Annotated in this window: 18 protein-coding genes; 9 read left to right on the top strand and 9 right to left on the bottom strand. The window is 61.6% G+C overall.

The annotated features are described in order from the left end of the window. The first annotated feature begins 299 nt into the window (after positions 1–299). Positions 300–749, top strand: coding sequence for an azurin (azu, locus tag LU682_RS26555; protein WP_003249580.1), 450 nt, complete (start codon positions 300–302; stop codon positions 747–749). A 102-nt stretch (positions 750–851) separates the two neighbouring features. Here azu and nadE read toward each other — a convergent pair whose 3' ends face one another. Both nadE and pncB read right to left on the bottom strand, forming a co-directional pair. Further along, entirely contained in the window at positions 852–1,679 is an 828-nt protein-coding gene (gene nadE / locus LU682_RS26550; protein ID WP_010955469.1) for an NAD(+) synthase, read from the bottom strand. A gap of 3 nt (positions 1,680–1,682) precedes the next feature. After that, positions 1,683–2,888 carry a nicotinate phosphoribosyltransferase gene (gene pncB, locus LU682_RS26545; protein ID WP_049586710.1) on the bottom strand — a complete coding sequence of 402 codons (1,206 nt, stop codon included), beginning with the start codon at positions 2,886–2,888 and terminating at the stop codon, positions 1,683–1,685. A gap of 512 nt (positions 2,889–3,400) precedes the next feature. Between pncB and LU682_RS26540 the strand changes: the two genes are divergently transcribed. From LU682_RS26540 to LU682_RS26515, 6 genes are all read left to right on the top strand, one after another. Beyond that, positions 3,401–4,537, top strand: a complete 1,137-nt coding sequence (locus tag LU682_RS26540) for a branched-chain amino acid ABC transporter substrate-binding protein (protein ID WP_003249588.1) — start codon at positions 3,401–3,403, stop codon at positions 4,535–4,537. Between the two features lie 154 nt (positions 4,538–4,691). Further along, on the top strand, positions 4,692–5,606 hold the full coding sequence (locus tag LU682_RS26535; protein ID WP_003249590.1) for an ABC transporter permease subunit: 915 nt from the start codon (positions 4,692–4,694) through the stop codon (positions 5,604–5,606). A gap of 2 nt (positions 5,607–5,608) precedes the next feature. Further along, entirely contained in the window at positions 5,609–6,910 is a 1,302-nt protein-coding gene (gene livM / locus LU682_RS26530) for a high-affinity branched-chain amino acid ABC transporter permease LivM (RefSeq protein ID WP_049586711.1), read from the top strand. After that, positions 6,907–7,782 carry an ATP-binding cassette domain-containing protein gene (locus LU682_RS26525; protein WP_010955466.1) on the top strand — a complete coding sequence of 292 codons (876 nt, stop codon included), beginning with the start codon at positions 6,907–6,909 and terminating at the stop codon, positions 7,780–7,782. Before livM ends, LU682_RS26525 begins: the two co-directional genes overlap by 4 nt. Next, positions 7,779–8,495 carry an ABC transporter ATP-binding protein gene (locus LU682_RS26520; RefSeq protein ID WP_004576969.1) on the top strand — a complete coding sequence of 239 codons (717 nt, stop codon included), beginning with the start codon at positions 7,779–7,781 and terminating at the stop codon, positions 8,493–8,495. The genes LU682_RS26525 and LU682_RS26520 overlap by 4 nt, the downstream gene beginning before the upstream one ends. A 593-nt stretch (positions 8,496–9,088) precedes the next feature. Beyond that, positions 9,089–9,853 (top strand): SDR family oxidoreductase, encoded by a 765-nt coding sequence (locus tag LU682_RS26515; RefSeq protein WP_003249597.1) that lies wholly within the window; start codon positions 9,089–9,091, stop codon positions 9,851–9,853. A 49-nt stretch (positions 9,854–9,902) separates the two neighbouring features. Here the strand turns inward: LU682_RS26515 and LU682_RS26510 are convergent, their stop codons facing one another. The 4 genes from LU682_RS26510 to LU682_RS26495 form a co-directional block, all read right to left on the bottom strand. Further along, the gene (locus LU682_RS26510) at positions 9,903–10,151 is read right to left on the bottom strand and encodes a hypothetical protein (RefSeq protein WP_010955465.1); all 249 of its coding nucleotides are present in this window, start codon (positions 10,149–10,151) and stop codon (positions 9,903–9,905) included. A 102-nt stretch (positions 10,152–10,253) separates the two neighbouring features. Further along, positions 10,254–11,354, bottom strand: coding sequence for an AGE family epimerase/isomerase (locus tag LU682_RS26505; RefSeq protein WP_232856806.1), 1,101 nt, complete (start codon positions 11,352–11,354; stop codon positions 10,254–10,256). 52 nt (positions 11,355–11,406) lie between these two features. Continuing rightward, positions 11,407–12,042 carry a TetR family transcriptional regulator gene (locus tag LU682_RS26500; protein ID WP_003249603.1) on the bottom strand — a complete coding sequence of 212 codons (636 nt, stop codon included), beginning with the start codon at positions 12,040–12,042 and terminating at the stop codon, positions 11,407–11,409. 122 nt (positions 12,043–12,164) lie between these two features. Next, a complete protein-coding gene (locus tag LU682_RS26495) occupies positions 12,165–12,707 on the bottom strand; it encodes a phage infection protein (protein ID WP_232893478.1) in 543 nt (180 codons plus the stop codon). Positions 12,708–13,047: 340 nt separating this feature from the next. Between LU682_RS26495 and LU682_RS26490 the strand changes: the two genes are divergently transcribed. Next, on the top strand, positions 13,048–15,114 hold the full coding sequence (locus LU682_RS26490; protein ID WP_010955462.1) for an AsmA family protein: 2,067 nt from the start codon (positions 13,048–13,050) through the stop codon (positions 15,112–15,114). A gap of 39 nt (positions 15,115–15,153) precedes the next feature. Here the strand turns inward: LU682_RS26490 and LU682_RS26485 are convergent, their stop codons facing one another. Beyond that, positions 15,154–15,684, bottom strand: coding sequence for a ferritin-like domain-containing protein (locus LU682_RS26485; RefSeq protein WP_004576962.1), 531 nt, complete (start codon positions 15,682–15,684; stop codon positions 15,154–15,156). A gap of 42 nt (positions 15,685–15,726) precedes the next feature. Continuing rightward, a complete protein-coding gene (gene osmE / locus LU682_RS26480; RefSeq protein ID WP_003249613.1) occupies positions 15,727–16,068 on the bottom strand; it encodes an osmotically-inducible lipoprotein OsmE in 342 nt (113 codons plus the stop codon). 123 nt (positions 16,069–16,191) lie between these two features. On the opposite strand from osmE, the gene LU682_RS26475 reads away from it, so the two are divergent. Further along, positions 16,192–17,082, top strand: coding sequence for an esterase/lipase family protein (locus LU682_RS26475; RefSeq protein WP_060488934.1), 891 nt, complete (start codon positions 16,192–16,194; stop codon positions 17,080–17,082). A gap of 1 nt (position 17,083) precedes the next feature. Here LU682_RS26475 and LU682_RS26470 read toward each other — a convergent pair whose 3' ends face one another. Continuing rightward, positions 17,084–17,965, bottom strand: a complete 882-nt coding sequence (locus LU682_RS26470) for a DMT family transporter (protein WP_010955459.1) — start codon at positions 17,963–17,965, stop codon at positions 17,084–17,086. Between the last annotated feature and the right edge of the window lie 143 nt (positions 17,966–18,108).

Raw genomic sequence — 18,108 nt, 5'->3', positions numbered from 1 at the left:
CTTCCAAGGCCGGTTCATTCTGGCCGGGAGAATTCGCAGATGGCTCCTGTGGCCCCGTGGGCGTAGGCGGCGAGCAGGCTATTGAGGAAGTTGGAGATGGGCATTTGGTATTGCTCCTAAATGAGAGGTTGTCTCATCGTCCAATAAAAGGGCATGATGTGCCCTTAGATTTGTTGTATACAATCCATTGAACAATTCTACTGGCTGGCCTCTTGACGCCCCCTTGACCCATATCAGCAAGGGGCTGAACGGTTTCAGGCAGTCTCGCAATTGATAAAACCCTGCCAAGGAGATTCATGATGTTTGCGAAAGCTGTAGCGGTATCCCTGCTGACCCTCGCCAGCGCTTCTGTCTTCGCCGCCGAGTGCTCGGTCACTGTCGACTCGACTGACCAGATGTCCTACACCAGCAAGGAATTCACTGTCGACAAGAGCTGCAAGGAATTCACCGTCAAACTGACCCACTCTGGCAACCTGCCGAAGAACGTCATGGGCCACAACCTGGTGATCAGCAAGACTGCCGACATGCAGGCCATTGCCACCGAAGGCATGAGTCAGGGTCTGGATAAGGACTATCTGAAGGCTGACAACGCCGCGATCATCGCCCACACCAAGATGATCGGCGCGCCTGAGAAAGAAACCGAAGTGAAGTTCGACACTTCCAAGCTGGAAGCCGGTGGTGACTACAGCTTCTTCTGCACCTTCCCGGGCCACATCTCGATGATGAAAGGCAAGGTCATCGTCAAGTAATCAAAGGCTGACGGCGAACCCTGCAGGAGCGGGTTCACCCGCGAATGCGTCGGTGGGTTCACCCTCGTATTCGCGGGTGAACCCGCTCCTGCAGGCCACTTATCAAGGAGCGAACGGCAGTTCGCGCTTGTGCTGGGTCTTGCGGTAGGTGGCGACGATGATGTCGAACGCTGCCTGGTCAACCGGCTGCCCATGCAGGAAGGCATCGATCTGCGCGTAGGTCACGCCATGTGACGCCTCGTCCGGCTTGCCCGGCTCCAGGTCTTCCAGGTCGGCCGTTGGCACCTTTTCCACCAGTGACTCCGGCGCACCGAAGCTGCGCGCAATCGCCCGCACCTGATTCTTCACCAGCCCACTCAACGGCGCGAGGTCGCAGGCACCATCACCAAACTTGGTAAAGAAGCCCATTACTGCCTCGGCCGCGTGGTCGGTACCGATCACCAGACCTGCGCGGGCGCCAGCGATGGTGTACTGGGCGACCATCCGGGTGCGTGCCTTGACGTTGCCCACCACGAAGTCCACCAACGTCGGCGAGCCGTTCTTCAACGCCGCCACTTCAGCTGCCAATGCACGCACTGCCGGGGCGATATCCACCGTGTGAACTTCATCTGCCTTGATAACTTCCAGGCATGCCTGGGCGTCATGCTCGTCATGCTGTACCTGGTACGGCAGGCGCACGGCAATGAAGGTGTAGGCCTTGTCGCCGGTCTCGGCGCGCAGCTCGTTGATGGCGCGCTGGGCGAGCAGGGCGGCAGTCAGTGAGTCGACGCCACCGCTGATGCCCAGCACCAAGGTCTTGAGTCGAGCATTGGCCAGACAGTCCTTGATGAACGCCACCCGTCGGGCGACTTCGGCCTCGAGCGCTGCCGCGTCGGCGAACGGCGGCTGTACCTTCAGCGCCTGGGCAATCTCTTGCTGAACCGCTTGCATGGGTTACTCCTTGCTGGGGACTTTGAATACGTGACGCATGTAGGCGACGAAGTTCTCGTCGCGGCACTGGGTCTTGGCGGCTTCGTCAGAGATCTTGGCCACCGGCGCGCCGTTGCAGTCGGTCATTTTAAGCACGATGTTCATGGGGGCCACACCTGGGATGTCGCAGGTCAGGTTGGTGCCGATGCCAAAGCTGACGTTGATGCGTCCGCGCAGGGCGCGGAAAATTTCCAGCGAGCGGGTCAGGTTGAGGCCGTCGGAAAACACCAGCGTCTTGGTCATCGGGTCGATACCCAGTTTCTGGTAATGGGCAATGGCCTTCTCCGCCCAGGCTACCGGCTCGCCCGAATCATGGCGCAGGCCGTCGAACAGCTTGGCGAAGTACAGGTCGAAATCGCCGAGGAAGGCATCCATGGTGATGCAGTCGGTCAGGGCGATGCCGAGCAGGCCGCGGTACTCGCGTACCCAGCAGTCCAGCGCAGCGATCTGGCTGTCGATCAGCCGTGGGCCGAGCTGCTGGTGGGCCATGATCCACTCGTGGGCCATGGTGCCCAGCGGCTTGATATCCAGTTTCCATGCCAGGTCGACGTTGCTGGTGCCGACAAAACGGCCGGGGAAGTCGTCGCGCAGCACCCTTGCCACTTCCTCCTGCACGCGGCTGGAAAAGCGCCGGCGGGTGCCGAAGTCGGCCACCTGCAGTTCGGCCAGCTCGTCGTCGCTGGCATGCGCACGCAGCCAGTCGAACTTGCGGTACAACTGGTCCCGCGCCTCGGCCAGGCGCATGTGCGGGTGCAGATTGCGGTTGCGTACTTCGCTGATGATGGCCAGCAGCGGCACTTCGAACAGGATCACATGCAGCCACGGACCTTTCAGGCGCAGGAACAGCTGATCATTTTCGATGCCGACGTGCACGTAACGCAGATTGAAGCGGAACAGGCGCAGAAAGCGTAAAAAGTCGGGCTTGAGGAAGCTGATGCGTTCGAGGAAGGCCAGCTGGCCATCGTCCAGGGTGAGGTCGGCAAGCCGTTCGAGCTGATTGCGAATTTCGCCGAGGTAGGGGCGCAGGTCCTCACCGTTGCGGCAGCGGAATTCCCATTCGACGTCGGCGTCCGGGTAGTTGTGCAGCACACCCTGCATCATGGTGAGTTTGTAGAAGTCGGTGTCGAGCAGGTTGTGCACGATGCGCTCGGCGAATGCGCTTTCGCTCATCAAGGGGGCTCCGGAAGCGGCGATTGGCGGACATTGTGCCAGCCTTTTCCACCTTGTGTGGCTGTTCCGGCCTCTTCGCGGGCAAGCCCGCTCCTACACGGTGCGGGGACTTGCTCCTATTGTGGGAGCTGGCGTACCCGTGAAGAGGCCGAAACAGCCAAAACAGAGGTGTTTTTCCGTGCACCAGCTAGCCTTGAAACGGTGCCGCCTGTAGCAGTCGCGCACCAGCGGTGTGCAGTTCGGTGACGTCTGCTGTTACAGGGCGGTTGCACGTAAACACTTGCCAGGGTTGCAATGATGGCACTCGACGGTTGCTCCTTGTCTGTACGTGTGGTGGCGCCTGCCGCGTGGCAGACGGTTGCACGCTCAATAAAGAAAAGGCCGCCCGTCGCCTACCGGCACCCTTCACAGTGTGTTTTCCCGGAAGACAAAACCGATGGCACGGCCCTTGCTCTGAGTACCGGGCTGAGAAGTTGTAGTGCCAACCAAAAAAACTCTAGGAGCACCACCTCATGTCGCAGACGTTTTACAAGAAAGGTTTCCTGGCTCTGGCCGTAGCTACGGCACTGGGTGTTTCTTCGTATGTTCAGGCCGACGTCAAGATCGGTGTAGCGGGCCCCATGACTGGGGCAAACGCAGCGTTTGGCGAGCAGTACATGAAAGGTGCGCAGGCAGCGGCTGACAAGATCAACGCCGCTGGTGGCGTGAATGGCGAGAAAATCGTCCTGGTCAAAGGCGATGACGCCTGTGAACCGAAGCAAGCCGTGGCCGTGGCCAACCGCCTGGTCGATCAGGACAAGGTGATTGGCGTGGTGGGCCACTTCTGTTCCTCCAACACGATCCCGGCGTCCGAGGTATATGACGAGGCGGGCGTGATCGCCATCACCCCAGGCTCCACCAACCCACAGGTCACTGAGCGCGGCCTGAGTGCCATGTTCCGCATGTGCGGCCGTGACGACCAGCAGGGTATCGTCGCTGGCGACTACATCGTCGACGTGCTCAAGGGCAAGAAGGTTGCGGTGTTGCACGACAAGGACACCTACGGCCAGGGCCTGGCTGACGCGACCAAGGCGCAGCTGGAAAAACGCGGCGTGAAGCCTGTGCTGTACGAAGGCCTGACCCGTGGCGAGAAAGACTTCAGCGCGGTGGTCACCAAGATCCGCTCTACCGGTGCCGACGTGGTCTACTTCGGCGGCCTGCACCCGGAAGCCGGCCCGCTGGTACGCCAGCTGCGCGAGCAAGGCCTGAAGGACGTCAAGTTCATGTCCGATGATGGCATCGTCACCGACGAACTGGTGTCTACCGCCGGCGGCGCGCAATACGTTGACGGCGTGTACATGACCTTCGGTGCCGACCCGCGCCTGCTGCCAGACAGCAAGGCGGTGGTGGAGGAGTTCCGCAAGGCCGGCACCGAACCTGAGGGCTACACCCTGTACGCCTACGCTTCGCTGCAGGCTCTGGCTGCCGCTTTCAATGGCGCGAAGTCGAACAAGGGCGAGGACGCTGCCAAGTGGCTCAAGGCCAACCCGGTGCAGACCGTCATGGGTGAGAAGAAGTGGGACAGCAAGGGCGACCTGACCGTCTCCGACTACGTGGTCTACCAGTGGGACAAGACCGGTAAATACCACCAGCTGGAAAAACAAAAATAACAACGGCCCGCGGCCCGGGCGGTTGCTCGGGCCCAAGCCCCGCGGTACCTGTCTTTATTCGTAGATCTGCACAGTTCTGCGCTGCGAGGGCCCCGCACAGGTGGCCCGCGCCGTGGTCGGCGCTCGTGCAATCTCAATCAGGTGAGATTGCGTTATGGATGGTATTTTCCTGCAGCAACTGGTCAACGGCCTGACCCTCGGGTCGGTCTATGGCCTGATCGCCATCGGCTACACAATGGTCTATGGCATTATCGGCATGATCAACTTCGCGCACGGCGAGGTGTACATGATCTCCGCTTACCTCGCGGCGATCAGCCTGGCATTGCTGGCTTACTTCGGTGTCGAATCGTTCCCCCTGCTGATGCTGGGCACCTTGTTGTTCACCATCGTCGTCACCGGCGTTTATGGTTTCACCATCGAGCGCATCGCCTACAAACCGCTGCGTAACTCCACCCGCCTGGCACCGCTGATCAGTGCCATCGGCATTTCGCTGATCCTGCAGAACTACGCACAGATCAGCCAGGGCGCCCGCCAGCAAGGCGTGCCAACCCTGCTGGAAGGCGCCATGCGTGTCGAAGTCGGGTCCGGCTTCGTGCAACTGACTTATACCAAGATCTTCATCCTGGTGGCGGCCTTTGTCGGCATGGGCCTGCTGACCTACGTGATCAAGTACACCAAGCTCGGCCGCATGTGCCGTGCTACCCAGCAAGACCGCAAGATGGCCTCGATCCTGGGTATCAACACCGACCGGGTAATCTCCTACGTGTTCGTCATCGGTGCAGTGATGGCCGCCCTGGCCGGCGTGCTCATCACCATGAACTACGGCACCTTCGACTTCTACGCCGGCTTCATCATCGGTATCAAGGCGTTCACTGCCGCAGTGCTCGGGGGTATCGGCTCGCTGCCGGGTGCCATGCTCGGCGGGATCATCCTGGGAATTTCCGAGTCGCTGTTCTCAGGCCTGATCAACTCCGACTACAAGGATGTGTTCAGCTTCTCGCTGCTGGTGATGATCCTTATCTTCCGCCCACAAGGCCTGCTGGGTCGCCCGCTCGTGGCTAAGGTGTGAACATGTCCGTTGCCAAAACTGCCTCTATTAGCGAAACCAAGGGTTTCGACCTTAAACGCAGCCTGCTGGAGACCATTGTCGCTGGCCTGCTGGCACTTATCGTGTTTGGTCCGGTCGTTGGTGTGGTGCTCGACGGCTACACCTTCAATGCCGAGCCGCGCCGCGTGGCCTGGCTGGTCGGCGGTGTGATGGTGGGGCGCTTCCTGCTCAGCCTGTTCCTGCAGACTGCCCCCGGGCAGCGCATGCTCCTGGGCTTCGACAGCGGTGGCTCGGGCGTGCATGTGACCGCACCGGACTACAAGTCGCGCCTGCGTTACATCATCCCCGCGCTGATCGTGATTGCCATCGTTTTCCCGATCTTCGCCAACAAGTACCTGCTGACCGTGGTCATCCTCGGCCTGATCTACGTATTGCTGGGCCTTGGCCTGAACATCGTGGTCGGCCTGGCCGGCCTGCTCGACCTGGGTTACGTGGCGTTCTATGCCATCGGTGCCTACGGCCTGGCGCTGGGTTACCAGTACCTGGGGCTGGGCTTCTGGAGCGTGCTGCCGCTGGCGGCCATCGCTGCGGCGCTGGCGGGGTGCATCCTCGGCTTCCCGGTGTTGCGCATGCACGGTGACTACCTGGCGATCGTGACGCTGGGCTTTGGCGAGATCATTCGCCTGGTGCTGAACAACTGGCTATCGTTCACCGGTGGCCCCAACGGCATGCCGGCACCTTCACCCACCTTCTTCGGCCTTGAGTTCGGCCGCCGGGCCAAGGATGGCGGGGTGCCGATCCACGAGTTCTTCGGCTTCGAGTACAACGCCAGCCTCAAGTTCGTGTTCATCTACGCGGTGCTGTTCATGGTCGTGCTGGCAGTGCTGTACATCAAGCATCGCCTGACTCGCATGCCGGTCGGCCGGGCCTGGGAAGCGCTGCGCGAAGACGAGATTGCCTGCCGTTCGATGGGCCTGAACCACGTGCTGGTCAAGCTGTCGGCCTTTACCCTGGGCGCCTCGACTGCCGGTCTGGCCGGGGTGTTCTTCGCCACCTACCAGGGCTTCGTCAACCCGTCGTCGTTCACATTTTTCGAGTCGGCGCTGATCCTCGCCATCGTCGTGCTGGGTGGCATGGGCTCGACCGTGGGTGTGGTCATCGCGGCGTTCGTGCTGACCGTGGCGCCGGAACTGCTGCGCAGCTTCTCCGAGTACCGGGTGCTGCTGTTCGGCGTGCTGATGGTGCTGATGATGATCTGGCGACCGCGTGGGCTGATCCGTATCAGCCGTACCGGTGTGACCCCACGTAAAGGAGTGGCGCCATGAGCGACGATATCATTCTCTCGGTCGACAACCTGATGATGCAGTTCGGTGGCATCAAGGCGCTCAGCGACGTCAGCCTGAAGGTCCGGCGCAACCAGATATTTGCCCTGATCGGCCCCAACGGCGCCGGCAAGACCACGGTATTCAACTGCCTGACCGGCTTTTACAAGGCCAGTGGCGGACGTATCGAACTGAACGTGCGCGGCAGCCACACCAACGTCATCCAGCTGCTCGGCGAGCGCTTCCAGGCGGCCGACTTCGTGTCGCCTGCGCGCTTTGCCAACCGTATGTACTACAAGATGTTCGGTGGTACCCACCTGGTCAACCGCGCCGGCCTGGCGCGCACCTTCCAGAACATTCGCCTGTTCAAGGAAATGTCGGTGGTGGAGAACCTGCTGGTGGCCCAGCACATGTGGGTCAACCGCAACTTGCTGGCCGGGGTGCTCAACACCAAGGCCTACCGCAAGGCCGAAAGCGATGCGCTGGACCACGCCTTCTACTGGCTGGAAGTAGTGGACCTGGTCGATTGCGCCAACCGCCTGGCCGGCGAGCTGTCGTACGGCCAGCAGCGGCGTCTGGAAATCGCCCGGGCCATGTGCACGCGGCCGAAGATCATCTGCCTGGACGAACCGGCGGCAGGCCTTAACCCGCAGGAAACCGAGGCACTCAGCCGCATGATCCGTGTGCTGCGTGACGAGCACGACATCACTGTGGTGTTGATCGAGCACGACATGGGCATGGTCATGAGCATCTCCGACCATATCGTGGTGCTGGACCACGGCAACGTGATTGCCGAAGGTGCGCCGCAGGACATCCGCCACAACCCGACGGTTATTGCCGCCTACCTGGGTGCAGACGAAGAGGAACTGGTATGAGTGCACCCATTCTCGAGCTGAAAGACTTGGACGTGTTCTATGGGCCGATCCAGGCACTGAAGAAAGTCTCGATGCACATTAACGAGGGCGAGACGGTAAGCCTGATCGGCGCCAACGGTGCCGGCAAGTCGACCCTGCTGATGTCGATTTTCGGCCAGCCGCGGGCGGCATCCGGGCATATCGTGTACCGCGGCACCGACATCACCCGCAAATCCTCGCACTACATCGCCTCCAACGGCATTGCCCAGTCGCCGGAGGGGCGCCGGGTGTTTCCCGACATGACCGTCGAGGAAAACCTGATGATGGGTACCATCCCCATCGGCGACAAGCATGCCGACGAAGACATGCAGCGTATGTACGAGCTGTTCCCGCGGTTGAAGGAGCGGCGTAACCAGCGGGCCATGACCATGTCGGGTGGCGAGCAGCAAATGCTGGCGATTGCCCGGGCGCTGATGAGCCGGCCGAAATTGCTGTTGCTGGACGAGCCCTCGCTGGGTCTGGCACCGATCGTGGTCAAGCAGATTTTCTCGACCCTGCGAGAACTGGCCAAGACCGGGATGACTATCTTCCTGGTGGAGCAGAACGCCAACCATGCGCTGAAACTGTCGGACCGGGCCTATGTGATGGTCAACGGGCAGATTCGCATGACCGGGACCGGGCAGGAACTGTTGGTCAATGAGGAAGTGCGTAACGCTTATCTGGGCGGGCACTGAGTTGTGTTAAGGGGCTGCAGTGCAGCCCCCTTCTCAATGTGGAAAACTTGTCGTTCCCTTCTCCCGAAACACACCCATATTCCTTCGCAAGCCATTGTTTCCACAGGCCAACTCTTTTCCACGGATAGTGTGGAGCCGCCTGTGGAAAACATGGTGGCATATCGCTCAAGGCCTTGAGTATCAAGCCCTGTAGCGATTTGATCATTTTTTGTTCATATCCCCGTTGTGGATGATTTTCCCAAGCTTTCAACATCTCTGCGTGTGCTTCAAGTGCAGTGCCAATCCTGTGGATAACTCTGTGTAAAAACCTTGGACAGACCGCTGCAGGCGGCATGTTTGAAAGCCTTGCGCCATCACCGACAAGATATCCACAGACCACAATCCGCTGAAAGGGTTCCGTACAGTGGACAAGTTGCCCCCAATCCGTGGGGAAAGCCTTGTGGATAACATGCGCATACCTGGCGGCGAGCCCTCTGCTGCAAGGGTTTCGCGAGTATGAACAAAAAATGAACAGCCCCTGAGCGGCTTGCTGCCTGCGCCGTGCGCGGGCATGCTGCAAAGCTGCCATGACAACCTACCGTGAGGAACACAGCATGACGTCCACCGTATTCATCACTGGCGCGACTTCCGGTTTCGGCGAGGCCACCGCCCGCCGCTTCGCAGAAGCCGGCTGGAAGCTGGTACTCACTGGGCGCCGCAAAGAGCGCCTGGATGCCCTGTGCGCTGAACTGTCGGCCAAGACCGAAGTGCATGGCCTGGTGCTGGACGTGCGTGACCGCAAGGCCATGGAGCAGGCTATTGCCAATCTGCCGGCCGGCTTTGAAAAGATTCGCGGTCTGGTCAACAACGCCGGCTTGGCGCTGGGTGTGGATGCTGCGCAGAACTGCAGCCTGGATGACTGGGAAACCATGGTCGACACCAACATCAAGGGCCTGATGTACACCACTCGCCTGCTGCTGCCACGGCTCATCGCCCATGGCCGCGGCGCGTCGATCCTGAACGTCGGGTCGGTGGCGGGCAACTATCCGTACCCGGGCAGCAACGTGTATGGCGGCACCAAGGCCTTCGTCGGCCAGTTCTCGCTGAGCCTGCGTTGCGACCTGCGCGGTACCGGCGTGCGTGTGAGCAACATCGAGCCGGGCCTGTGCGAGAGCGAGTTCTCGCTGGTGCGCTTCGGGGGTGACCAGGCCAAGTACGATGCTACCTACGCGGGTGCGGAGCCGATCCAGCCACAGGATATTGCCGAGACCATCTTCTGGATCCTCAACCAGCCGGCGCACATCAACATCAACAGCCTGGAACTGATGCCGGTGAGCCAGGACTGGGCAGGGTTCTCGATCGACCGATCAAAAGGCTAAGCATACGCCGCGAACCGGAAAGACCCGGTTCGCGAAACAACCGCATCGCTCAGTTGATATAGCTAAAGCCGGTTCTGCCTTCAGGGATGATGCCTAACGCTTGAAGGACATCGTTGATGGCGTCATGCCGGCCCATGTCCTCGGCCGTTGCCTCGCAATTGATGACACGGCGCAGGCTTAGCAGGTAGCTGAGTTTGCCATGGGAGTGCTCGTCATAGCGGTGGCCGTGATCGATTATCTTCTGTGCCGCTCGGTTGATCTGCTCTTCGACAAATGCCTTGAAGGCTTCTGCTTCCATGTTGGTTACTCCTGAACGTTCGAGAAAGGGGCACCAACATAGGGGTGGGGAGATGCTTCCGGCAGAGGGAAACGCTCACCCCTGACAGATTCCTTGTATGGATTAGATGTTCGCCTGATTCAGCCCTTCCAGGCAGGTAGCCAAGTGATAAGGCGTGGTCGATGGCATGTCATCCCTGCTCACCGCGCCGTCACCCCCTCGGCACTCATACCAGCCGGCGTCACGCAGGAACCGCGCTGAAAGGGCGCCCAACTGCCCCGCGAGCTTTGCTTCACTGCCTTCACGCAATGTAAGCGCCCGCAGGTACTCGGCCTGCGCCCAGATACGCTGGGAGGCATCAAGCACCCGGCCATCCACATTCAGCAAGGCCAGTACGGCCGCATCCTTCACCCCGAATTGCTCGGCAAAGGCGAAAGCCCGGTCTATTGACGCATGCAGCGGGGTGTCACGCAGCAGCGGGGAGGTATGCAGCAGATAGAACCACTCGAACTGGTGCCCAGGCTCGAACCAGTTATCCACAGCCCCGCGTGGCTTTTCCAGCATCAGGCCATGGGCCGGTTCAATGAAATGCGCCTCGAGTGCCTGACACAATTGCAGCAGCGACTGGCGGACATGTTCGTCGTCACGCACAGCCAGTACCTGCAGGAACGCTTCGGCCAGGTGCATCTGCGGATTCTGCAGCGGGCCACTGCCGAGGTCGGCCCAGTCTTCGCCCAGGCAGGCTTCGTACAGGCCATCGTCACGGGCGAACTGCTGGTCGATGATGTCCAGCGCGGCATTCAACGTGGACTCCACCAGGTTTTCGCGCACTTTGCCCCAGTAGTGCGCGCAGGCGAACACGATGAAGGCGTGGGTATACAGGTCCTTGCGCCGGTCCAGCGGCTTGCCTTGGGCGTCGATGCTGTAGAACCAGCCCCCGTGCTCGGCATCGTGGAAGTGCTTTTGCAGCGAGCGAAACAGGGCTGCGGCGCGTTCGGCGGCGCCCGGCTGGCCGATACGGCTGCTGAACACGTACAGCTGGCGTGCACAGGCCATGGCCCGGTAGCGCTGCACCGGCAACGGTTGGTGCTGGGCGTCCAGCGCTTCGTAGGGCAGGGCCATGTCGGCGTTCCAGCCCGGGCCTTGCCACAGCGGCACGATGCGTTCGGCGAAGTGCTGGTTGAAGCGGGCCAGTTCGGGCAGGGTGGGGCGGGGGTCGGACATTTGGGCGCTCGTCGCTGTCGGGCAGGGCGCCATGGTAGCAGAAGTGGGGTTTTCAGTAGCCTGGGTTGCCGAGCCCCTGCCAATGCCGCGCCCCGACAAAGATGAAGCGCAATTGCTGGGTGATCTTTTCCTGCGGCGTCAGGGCCTGTGGATAACCCGCTTCCGGGTTGTCGATAAGCTCGGGCAGGGTGGCGAACACGGTCTTCACCACCAGGTCGGCCATCACCGCAAGCGCGGCGCTGTCCAGGTGTTGCCAGCGCTTCATCCGTGCAAGGTCGGTGGCAAGGTCGTCGCTGATATCCTGGCGCAGGCGGGCAATGGCCTGGCGCACGGCCTGTGCACCGCCGTACTGCTCGCGGGCCAGGAACAGGAACTGCGCGCGGTGGGCGGCTACCACGTCGAGGAAGATGCGCACCGAGGCGTCGGTGATGCCGCCCAGTTCGAATTCGTTCTGGCGCACCAGGCGGATGGTCTGGCGGAAGGTGGTGTCGATTTCGGCGACAAGGGCCAGGCCCAGAGCGTCCATGTCGGAGAAATGCCGATAGAAGCCGGTCGGCACGATGCCAGCTGTCTTCGCCACTTCGCGCAGGCTGATACTGCCGAAACCACGGCCACTCTCCATGAGCAGGCAGGCGGCATCGAGCAGGGCCTGGCGGGTCTGTAGCTTCTGTTCGGCGCGCGGCAGCATGATGCGGGCTTCTGTAACGGTCAGGCTGGGCACTCTAGATAAAAAAACAAAGCCCGGTCAATGGACCGGGCCTGGAGGGGAGCAAGCGTTGTGACAGAAGTTGTTCTTTTCGGCCATGGCGATCAGCTCACACGGCTGAGTTCAACCAGGCGATCCGAGCCACCTTCAGCGACACGGCCAGCTTGTTCGATCAGACGATCGGAGCCGCCTTCGGCAACACGGCCAGCTTGTTCGATCAGACGATCCGAGCCACCTTCGGCAACACGGCCAGAACGTTCGATCAGACGATCGGAGCCACCTTCAGCAACGCGGCCAGAACGTTCGATCAGACGATCGGAGCCACCTTCAGCAACACGGCCAGAACGTTCGATCAGGCGATCGGAGCCACCTTCAGCAACGCGGCCAGAACGTTCGATCAGGCGATCGGAGCCACCTTCAGCAACGCGGCCAGAACGTTCGATCAGGCGATCGGAGCCACCTTCGGCAACACGGCCAGAACGTTCGATCAGGCGATCGGAGCCGCCTTCAGCTACGGTGTTCAGCGGCTGGGCGATTTCGGCAGCGCTGGAGCGCGCTTCTGACGTCAGGTGTTGCTCGGACGCCGGCAGGGCGAAAGCGTTGGCGGCCAGAAGGGACAGGGTCAGGGTCAGCAGATGGAGTTTCATGATTTCGGTGCTCCTCTCGGGGGCTGGAAAGTGGGTACGAAGCCAATGCTACGCCGCGTAACGCCAGAGAGAAGTTCATACGGGTAATGGTAACAATCGACCATATTGATAGAGGATTGCAGTGCCTCTATTCCGGACCTTGCAGCCATGCAGGCAACCACCGGCCCCTGTTGGCGGTGGGTAACATGTGCAGTCTGGCGCGACACATTCCTGAGCAAAGGGCCAGGAAAAACTTCGCTATCATGGCGCCATTGATAAAACCTCACGGGTTTTCATCAGTCGGAGTTATTGAGGCCATCGCAGCGCCTGTTTTCTGTCATGCCGCAAGGAGAATTACGCAATGACGCGTCCCGCCAGAATCCTCGTCTGGACCCTCGCCAGCCTGCTTACCGTGCTGGCGATCCTGGTGGTAGTGATTGCCACCTTCGACTGGAACCGCGTCAAGCCACTGCTCAACGAGAAGGTCTCTGAAGCCTTGCATCGGCCCTTCGCGATCAACGGCAACCTCGCCGTGCACTGGCGTACCGAGCCCGAAGAGGGCGGGTGGCGTGCCTGGGTGCCTTGGCCGCACTTCATTGCCGAAGACCTGACGCTGGGCAACCCCGAGTGGCTCAAGGAGCCGAAGATGGTCGGCCTTGAGCGTGTGGAGTTTCGCCTGGCGCCGCTGCCGCTGATGTTCCAGCAGATCAGCATACCCCGCATCAACCTCACCAAGCCCACTGCCAGCCTCACTCGCCTGGCCGATGGCCGCGCCAACTGGGTCTTCGACTTCGGCCCCAAGGATGAAAACGCCGAACCTTCCAAATGGCAGCTGGACATCGGCGCCATCGGCTTTGACCAGGGCAACGTCAGCTTCGACGACCAGACCCTGAAAACCAGCATGAAGGTGCAGATCGACCCGCTTGGCAAGCCAATCCCGTTCAGTGAGATTGTCGGCAAGGCCAGCGCCGAGAAGGCCGGCGGTGCTCAGGACTATGCCTTCGGCCTCAAGGCCCAGGGCCGCTACAAAGGCCAGCCAGTGTCCGGCACCGGCAAGATCGGTGGCCTGCTGGCCCTGCAGGACGCCAGCCAGCCGTTCCCGCTGCAGGCCGACGTGCGCATCGCCGACACCCATGTGGTGCTCGCCGGCACCCTCACCGACCCGCGCAACCTTGGTGCCCTCGACCTGCGCCTGCGTTTGTCGGGTGCCAGCCTGGGCAACCTCTACCCATTGACCGGCGTCACCTTGCCTGACACCCCGGCCTATTCCACCGACGGCCACCTACGCGCCAACCTGCAGGCGGCGCAAGGGGCGTCGTTCAATTACCAGGGCTTCAACGGCAAGATCGGCGACAGCGATATACATGGGGACCTGGCCTTCGTTGCCAGCCAGCCACGGCCTAAACTGTCCGGCAACCTGGTATCGAACCAGTTGCTGTTCAAGGACCTGGCGCCGCTGATCGGTGCCGACTCCAATGCCGAACAGAAGGCCCGTGGCGGTGCCAGCAAGCAGCCGGCAGGCAAGGTGCTGCCAGTGGAGGCGTTTCGCACCGAGCGTTGGCGGGCAATGGACGCTGATGTCACCTTTGCTGGCAAGCGCATCGTGCACAGCGCGCAACTGCCGTTCACTGACCTGTCGGCCCATGTGGTGCTCGAAGACGGCCTGTTACGCCTGGAGCCCCTGCGCTTTGGCGTGGCCGGCGGCAGCCTGGCCTCCAACATCCGCCTGGACGGGCGCAGCGTGCCCTTGCAGGGGCGCGCGAAGTTGACTGCGCGTGGCTTCAAGCTCAAGCAACTGTTCCCTACCTTCGCGCCAATGCAGACCAGCTTTGGTGAGCTCAATGGCGACGCCGACATCAGCGGCCGTGGCAACTCGGTAGCCGCCTTGCTGGGTACAGCCAATGGCGACTTGCGCATGCTGATCAACGATGGCGCCATCAGCCGCAGCCTGATGGAAATTGCAGGCTTGAACGTGGGCAACTATGTGGTCGGCAAGCTGTTTGGTGATGAGGACGTGAAAATCAACTGTGCGGCGGCCGATGTGGGCATCAAGGATGGCCTGGCGACTACGCGGCTGTTCATCTTCGATACCGAGAACGCGATCATCTACATCGACGGCACGGCGAACTTCGCTTCCGAGCAACTGGATTTGAACATCACCCCTGAATCGAAAGGGCTGCGGTTGTTCTCGCTGCGTTCCCCCCTGTATGTGCGCGGACCGTTCGCCAAGCCGAACGCCGGTGTGCAGGCATTGCCGCTGGCGTTGCGTGGCGCAGGGATGGTTGCGCTGGGGGTGGTGGCAGGGCCGGCGGCGGGGTTGCTGGCGCTGATTGCGCCCAGCAGCGGGGATGACCCGAACCAGTGCACACCGTTGTTGCAGCAGATGAAGGCAGGCAAGGCGCCGACGGCGGTGAAAGCACGGAAATAGCAAGGGGCCGCAAAAGCGGCCCCTTGAGGGTGTCAGAAATCAAAGGCCTTGCAACAGGTCGGACATATCGTCCGCGTGCTCCTCTTCCTGCGCCAGGATGTCTTCGAAGATACGACGGGTAGTCGGGTCTTTATCCCCGATGTATTGAATGATCTCGCGGTAGCTGTCGATGGCAATGCGCTCTGCCACCAGGTCTTCCAGCACCATCTCTTTGAGCGAATTGCCGGCCACGTACTGGGCATGCGAGTGCTTGGTCAGGTTGTCGGGGTTGAAGTCCGGCTCCCCGCCCAGTTGCACGATGCGTTCGGCCAATTTGTCGGCATGTTCGGCTTCCTGGTTGGCATGTTCCAGAAACTCCTCGGCAGCCACACTGGCTTTGATGCCGCTGGCCATGAAGTAGTGGCGCTTGTAGCGCAGCACACAGACCAGCTCGGTGGCCAGCGATTCATTAAGCAGGCGCAGGATCTGTTCACGGTCGGCGTGGTAACCCTCGGTCACTGCGCCTTGCTCCACATGCTGGCGTGCACGCTCGCGCAGGGTTTTCACATCGGTCAGTTCAACATTGCTCATGGTTATCTCCAGCAGGGGTCAGGGTCGGGTCGGAACACAGGCTTACGCGCCATGCAGGGCGTCGCTGTCCTCCTGGCGTTGCTTGCAGGTCTTGAAGCCTTTGGCATCCACATGGCCGGTGGCATCGAAGCGCACGTAATAGGGCTGCTGCTTGCCATCGTGGTTGAGGATGTAGTCGTTGCAGGTGCCCCCGTGTGGCAGGTCGATCACGCTCGACGGGCTGCCGCCAATGGCGATGACCTTCTGCATGGTCATACCGTTCTCCACCTGCTTGACCAGCGGCTCATCGCGGTAGGTGACGTAATCCACCGGGTTTTCCGGGCGGCTGCCGCAGGCGGCCAGGGTGGCGCTTGCCAGAAGGATTGCCAGGGTCTGCTTGTACATGGTCCCGCTCCTTGCAAAGGGTCTGTGTGGTTTTGAACCACAGCGCGCGCCAGGAGTTCGATTGCGATGGTCATGATGGCCGCTGTAGTGTTGGCCCGTCGTACACGCAAAGGAGCTGCGGCAATGCAGCAGGATTTGGCAACGCGATACCCGCTGGTGCTGGTGCCAGGCATGCTCGGGTTTGTCCGGATGGTGCTCTACCCCTACTGGTTCGGCATTGTGCCGGCCTTGCGCAAGGGCGGGGCGCAGGTGTTTCCGGTGCAGGTTTCGCCGCTGCATTCCAGCGAGGTACGTGGCGAGCAGTTGCTGGCGATCATTGACGACATCTGCCAACGTACTGGCGTCGACAAGGTCAACCTCATCGGCCACAGCCAGGGCGCCCTGAGCGCGCGTTACGCAGCGGCCAAACGGCCGGGGCGGGTGGCATCGGTCACGTCGGTGGCGGGGCCCAACCATGGTTCTGAGCTGGCCGACCACCTGGAACGCACGGCACCGGGCAATTCACCCCAGGGGCGCATCCTCAAGGCTGTGCTGCATGGGTTTGCCGTGCTGCTGGTGTGGCTGGAAACCGGCTGGCGTCGTGACCCGCTGCCGGTAGATGTGCACGCCTCGCACCAGTCGCTGACCAGCGCCGGGGTGGCGCTGTTCAACCAGGCTTATCCACAGGGCCTGCCGCAAACCTGGGGTGGGGAAGGGGCCTATGAGGTCAATGGCGTACGCTATTACTCCTGGTCCGGCACCTTGCAGCCCGGCCTGACAGACCAGGGGCGCAACCGCTTCGACGGCAGCAGCCGCTTCTGCCGCCTGTTCGCACGCAGTTTCATCAAGGAAAAGGGCCATTGCGACGGCATGGTCGGGCGTTTCAGTTCGCACCTGGGGCAGGTGATCGGCGACGATTACCCGCTCGATCACCTGGACATCGTCAACCAGTCGCTCGGTGCCGTGGGCGAAGGCGCGGAGCCTGTGCGGCTGTTCACCGAACATGCAGCCCGGCTCAAGGCGGCGGGGCTTTAGCTCAAGTGCCTTGGCGGCGGATCGGCGTGGTCCAGCGTTCGGCCAGCACTACGCCGGCCAAGGTCAGCAAGCCGCCGACCAGGTGGTAACTGGCCAGTTGTTCGTCGAGCACCACGGCGGCGATCAGCGCGGTGACCAGCGGCAGCAAGTTGAAGAACAGTGTGGTGCGGCTGGGCCCCAGGCGGTGCACGGCCTGCATCCACACCAGCGGCGCGATCATCGAAGCCAGTACGCAGGCATACAGGACCAGGCCGATGTTGTGGCTGTTCAGGCCGGTCTTGTCTGACAGCAGGAACAGCGGCAGCAACACGACGATGGCCACCAGCACCTGCAGGTACAGCAGCTGCATTGGCGGCAGGCGCAGCTGCCATTTCTTCAGCAGGAAGCTGTACAGCGCATAGGCCAAGGTTGCCACCAGCATCAACAGGTCGCCGCTGTTCAGCCCTTGCTGCAGCAGGCTGGCGGGGTGGCCGGCACTGACCACTTCAAGCACGCCGAAGAATGACACCACCGCGCCCAGCAGGGCACCGTAGCTCAGGCGCTGGCCAAGCCAGGCGATGGACAGCGCCAGTGACATCAGCGGCATCAGCGAGAGGATGATGCCCATGTTGGTGGCACTGGTGATGCCGGCGGCGAAGTAGGCCAGGCTCTGGTACATCGCCATGCCCAGCACGCCGAGCACGAACACCTTGGCCAGGTGCGGGCGGATGGCTGCACGGTTGCGCCACACGGCGGGCAGCAGGAACGGCGTGAACAGCAAGGCGGCCAGCAACCAGCGGTAGAAGCCGATCTCCGCAGGGTGGATGGCACCGGCGGACATCTTGGTGACCACGGTGTTGCCGGCCCAGATGAGGATGGCGGTGAGGGGGAACAGGTAGTTCATGCAGCAGGGTACTCGCTGGGGGCTGGAATGGGGCTGCTTTGCAGCCCTTCGCGGGTGAACCCGCTCCTACGGGGGATACACAGGCCTGGAGGCTGGCGCAGATCCTGTGGGAGCGGGGAGCCCGCGAAGGCCTGCAAGGCAGG

The sequence above is a fragment of the Pseudomonas alloputida genome (genome assembly GCF_021283545.2).
In the GTDB taxonomy this organism is placed as follows: domain Bacteria; phylum Pseudomonadota; class Gammaproteobacteria; order Pseudomonadales; family Pseudomonadaceae; genus Aquipseudomonas; species Aquipseudomonas alloputida.
Note: the sequence above shows the minus strand (reverse complement) of the source record. Positions and strands in the feature narration are given on the sequence as shown.

Bases quoted from the DNA above. Each gene is read 5' to 3' on its own strand.
- azu (WP_003249580.1), top strand. From the start codon at position 300: ATGTTTGCGAAAGCTGTAGCGGTATCCCTGCTGACCCTCGCCAGCGCT.
- nadE (WP_010955469.1), bottom strand. From the start codon at position 1,679: ATGCAAGCGGTTCAGCAAGAGATTGCCCAGGCGCTGAAGGTACAGCCG.
- pncB (WP_049586710.1), bottom strand. From the start codon at position 2,888: ATGAGCGAAAGCGCATTCGCCGAGCGCATCGTGCACAACCTGCTCGAC.
- LU682_RS26540 (WP_003249588.1), top strand. From the start codon at position 3,401: ATGTCGCAGACGTTTTACAAGAAAGGTTTCCTGGCTCTGGCCGTAGCT.
- LU682_RS26535 (WP_003249590.1), top strand. From the start codon at position 4,692: ATGGATGGTATTTTCCTGCAGCAACTGGTCAACGGCCTGACCCTCGGG.
- livM (WP_049586711.1), top strand. From the start codon at position 5,609: ATGTCCGTTGCCAAAACTGCCTCTATTAGCGAAACCAAGGGTTTCGAC.
- LU682_RS26525 (WP_010955466.1), top strand. From the start codon at position 6,907: ATGAGCGACGATATCATTCTCTCGGTCGACAACCTGATGATGCAGTTC.
- LU682_RS26520 (WP_004576969.1), top strand. From the start codon at position 7,779: ATGAGTGCACCCATTCTCGAGCTGAAAGACTTGGACGTGTTCTATGGG.
- LU682_RS26515 (WP_003249597.1), top strand. From the start codon at position 9,089: ATGACGTCCACCGTATTCATCACTGGCGCGACTTCCGGTTTCGGCGAG.
- LU682_RS26510 (WP_010955465.1), bottom strand. From the start codon at position 10,151: ATGGAAGCAGAAGCCTTCAAGGCATTTGTCGAAGAGCAGATCAACCGA.
- LU682_RS26505 (WP_232856806.1), bottom strand. From the start codon at position 11,354: ATGTCCGACCCCCGCCCCACCCTGCCCGAACTGGCCCGCTTCAACCAG.
- LU682_RS26500 (WP_003249603.1), bottom strand. From the start codon at position 12,042: ATGCTGCCGCGCGCCGAACAGAAGCTACAGACCCGCCAGGCCCTGCTC.
- LU682_RS26495 (WP_232893478.1), bottom strand. From the start codon at position 12,707: ATGAAACTCCATCTGCTGACCCTGACCCTGTCCCTTCTGGCCGCCAAC.
- LU682_RS26490 (WP_010955462.1), top strand. From the start codon at position 13,048: ATGACGCGTCCCGCCAGAATCCTCGTCTGGACCCTCGCCAGCCTGCTT.
- LU682_RS26485 (WP_004576962.1), bottom strand. From the start codon at position 15,684: ATGAGCAATGTTGAACTGACCGATGTGAAAACCCTGCGCGAGCGTGCA.
- osmE (WP_003249613.1), bottom strand. From the start codon at position 16,068: ATGTACAAGCAGACCCTGGCAATCCTTCTGGCAAGCGCCACCCTGGCC.
- LU682_RS26475 (WP_060488934.1), top strand. From the start codon at position 16,192: ATGCAGCAGGATTTGGCAACGCGATACCCGCTGGTGCTGGTGCCAGGC.
- LU682_RS26470 (WP_010955459.1), bottom strand. From the start codon at position 17,965: ATGAACTACCTGTTCCCCCTCACCGCCATCCTCATCTGGGCCGGCAAC.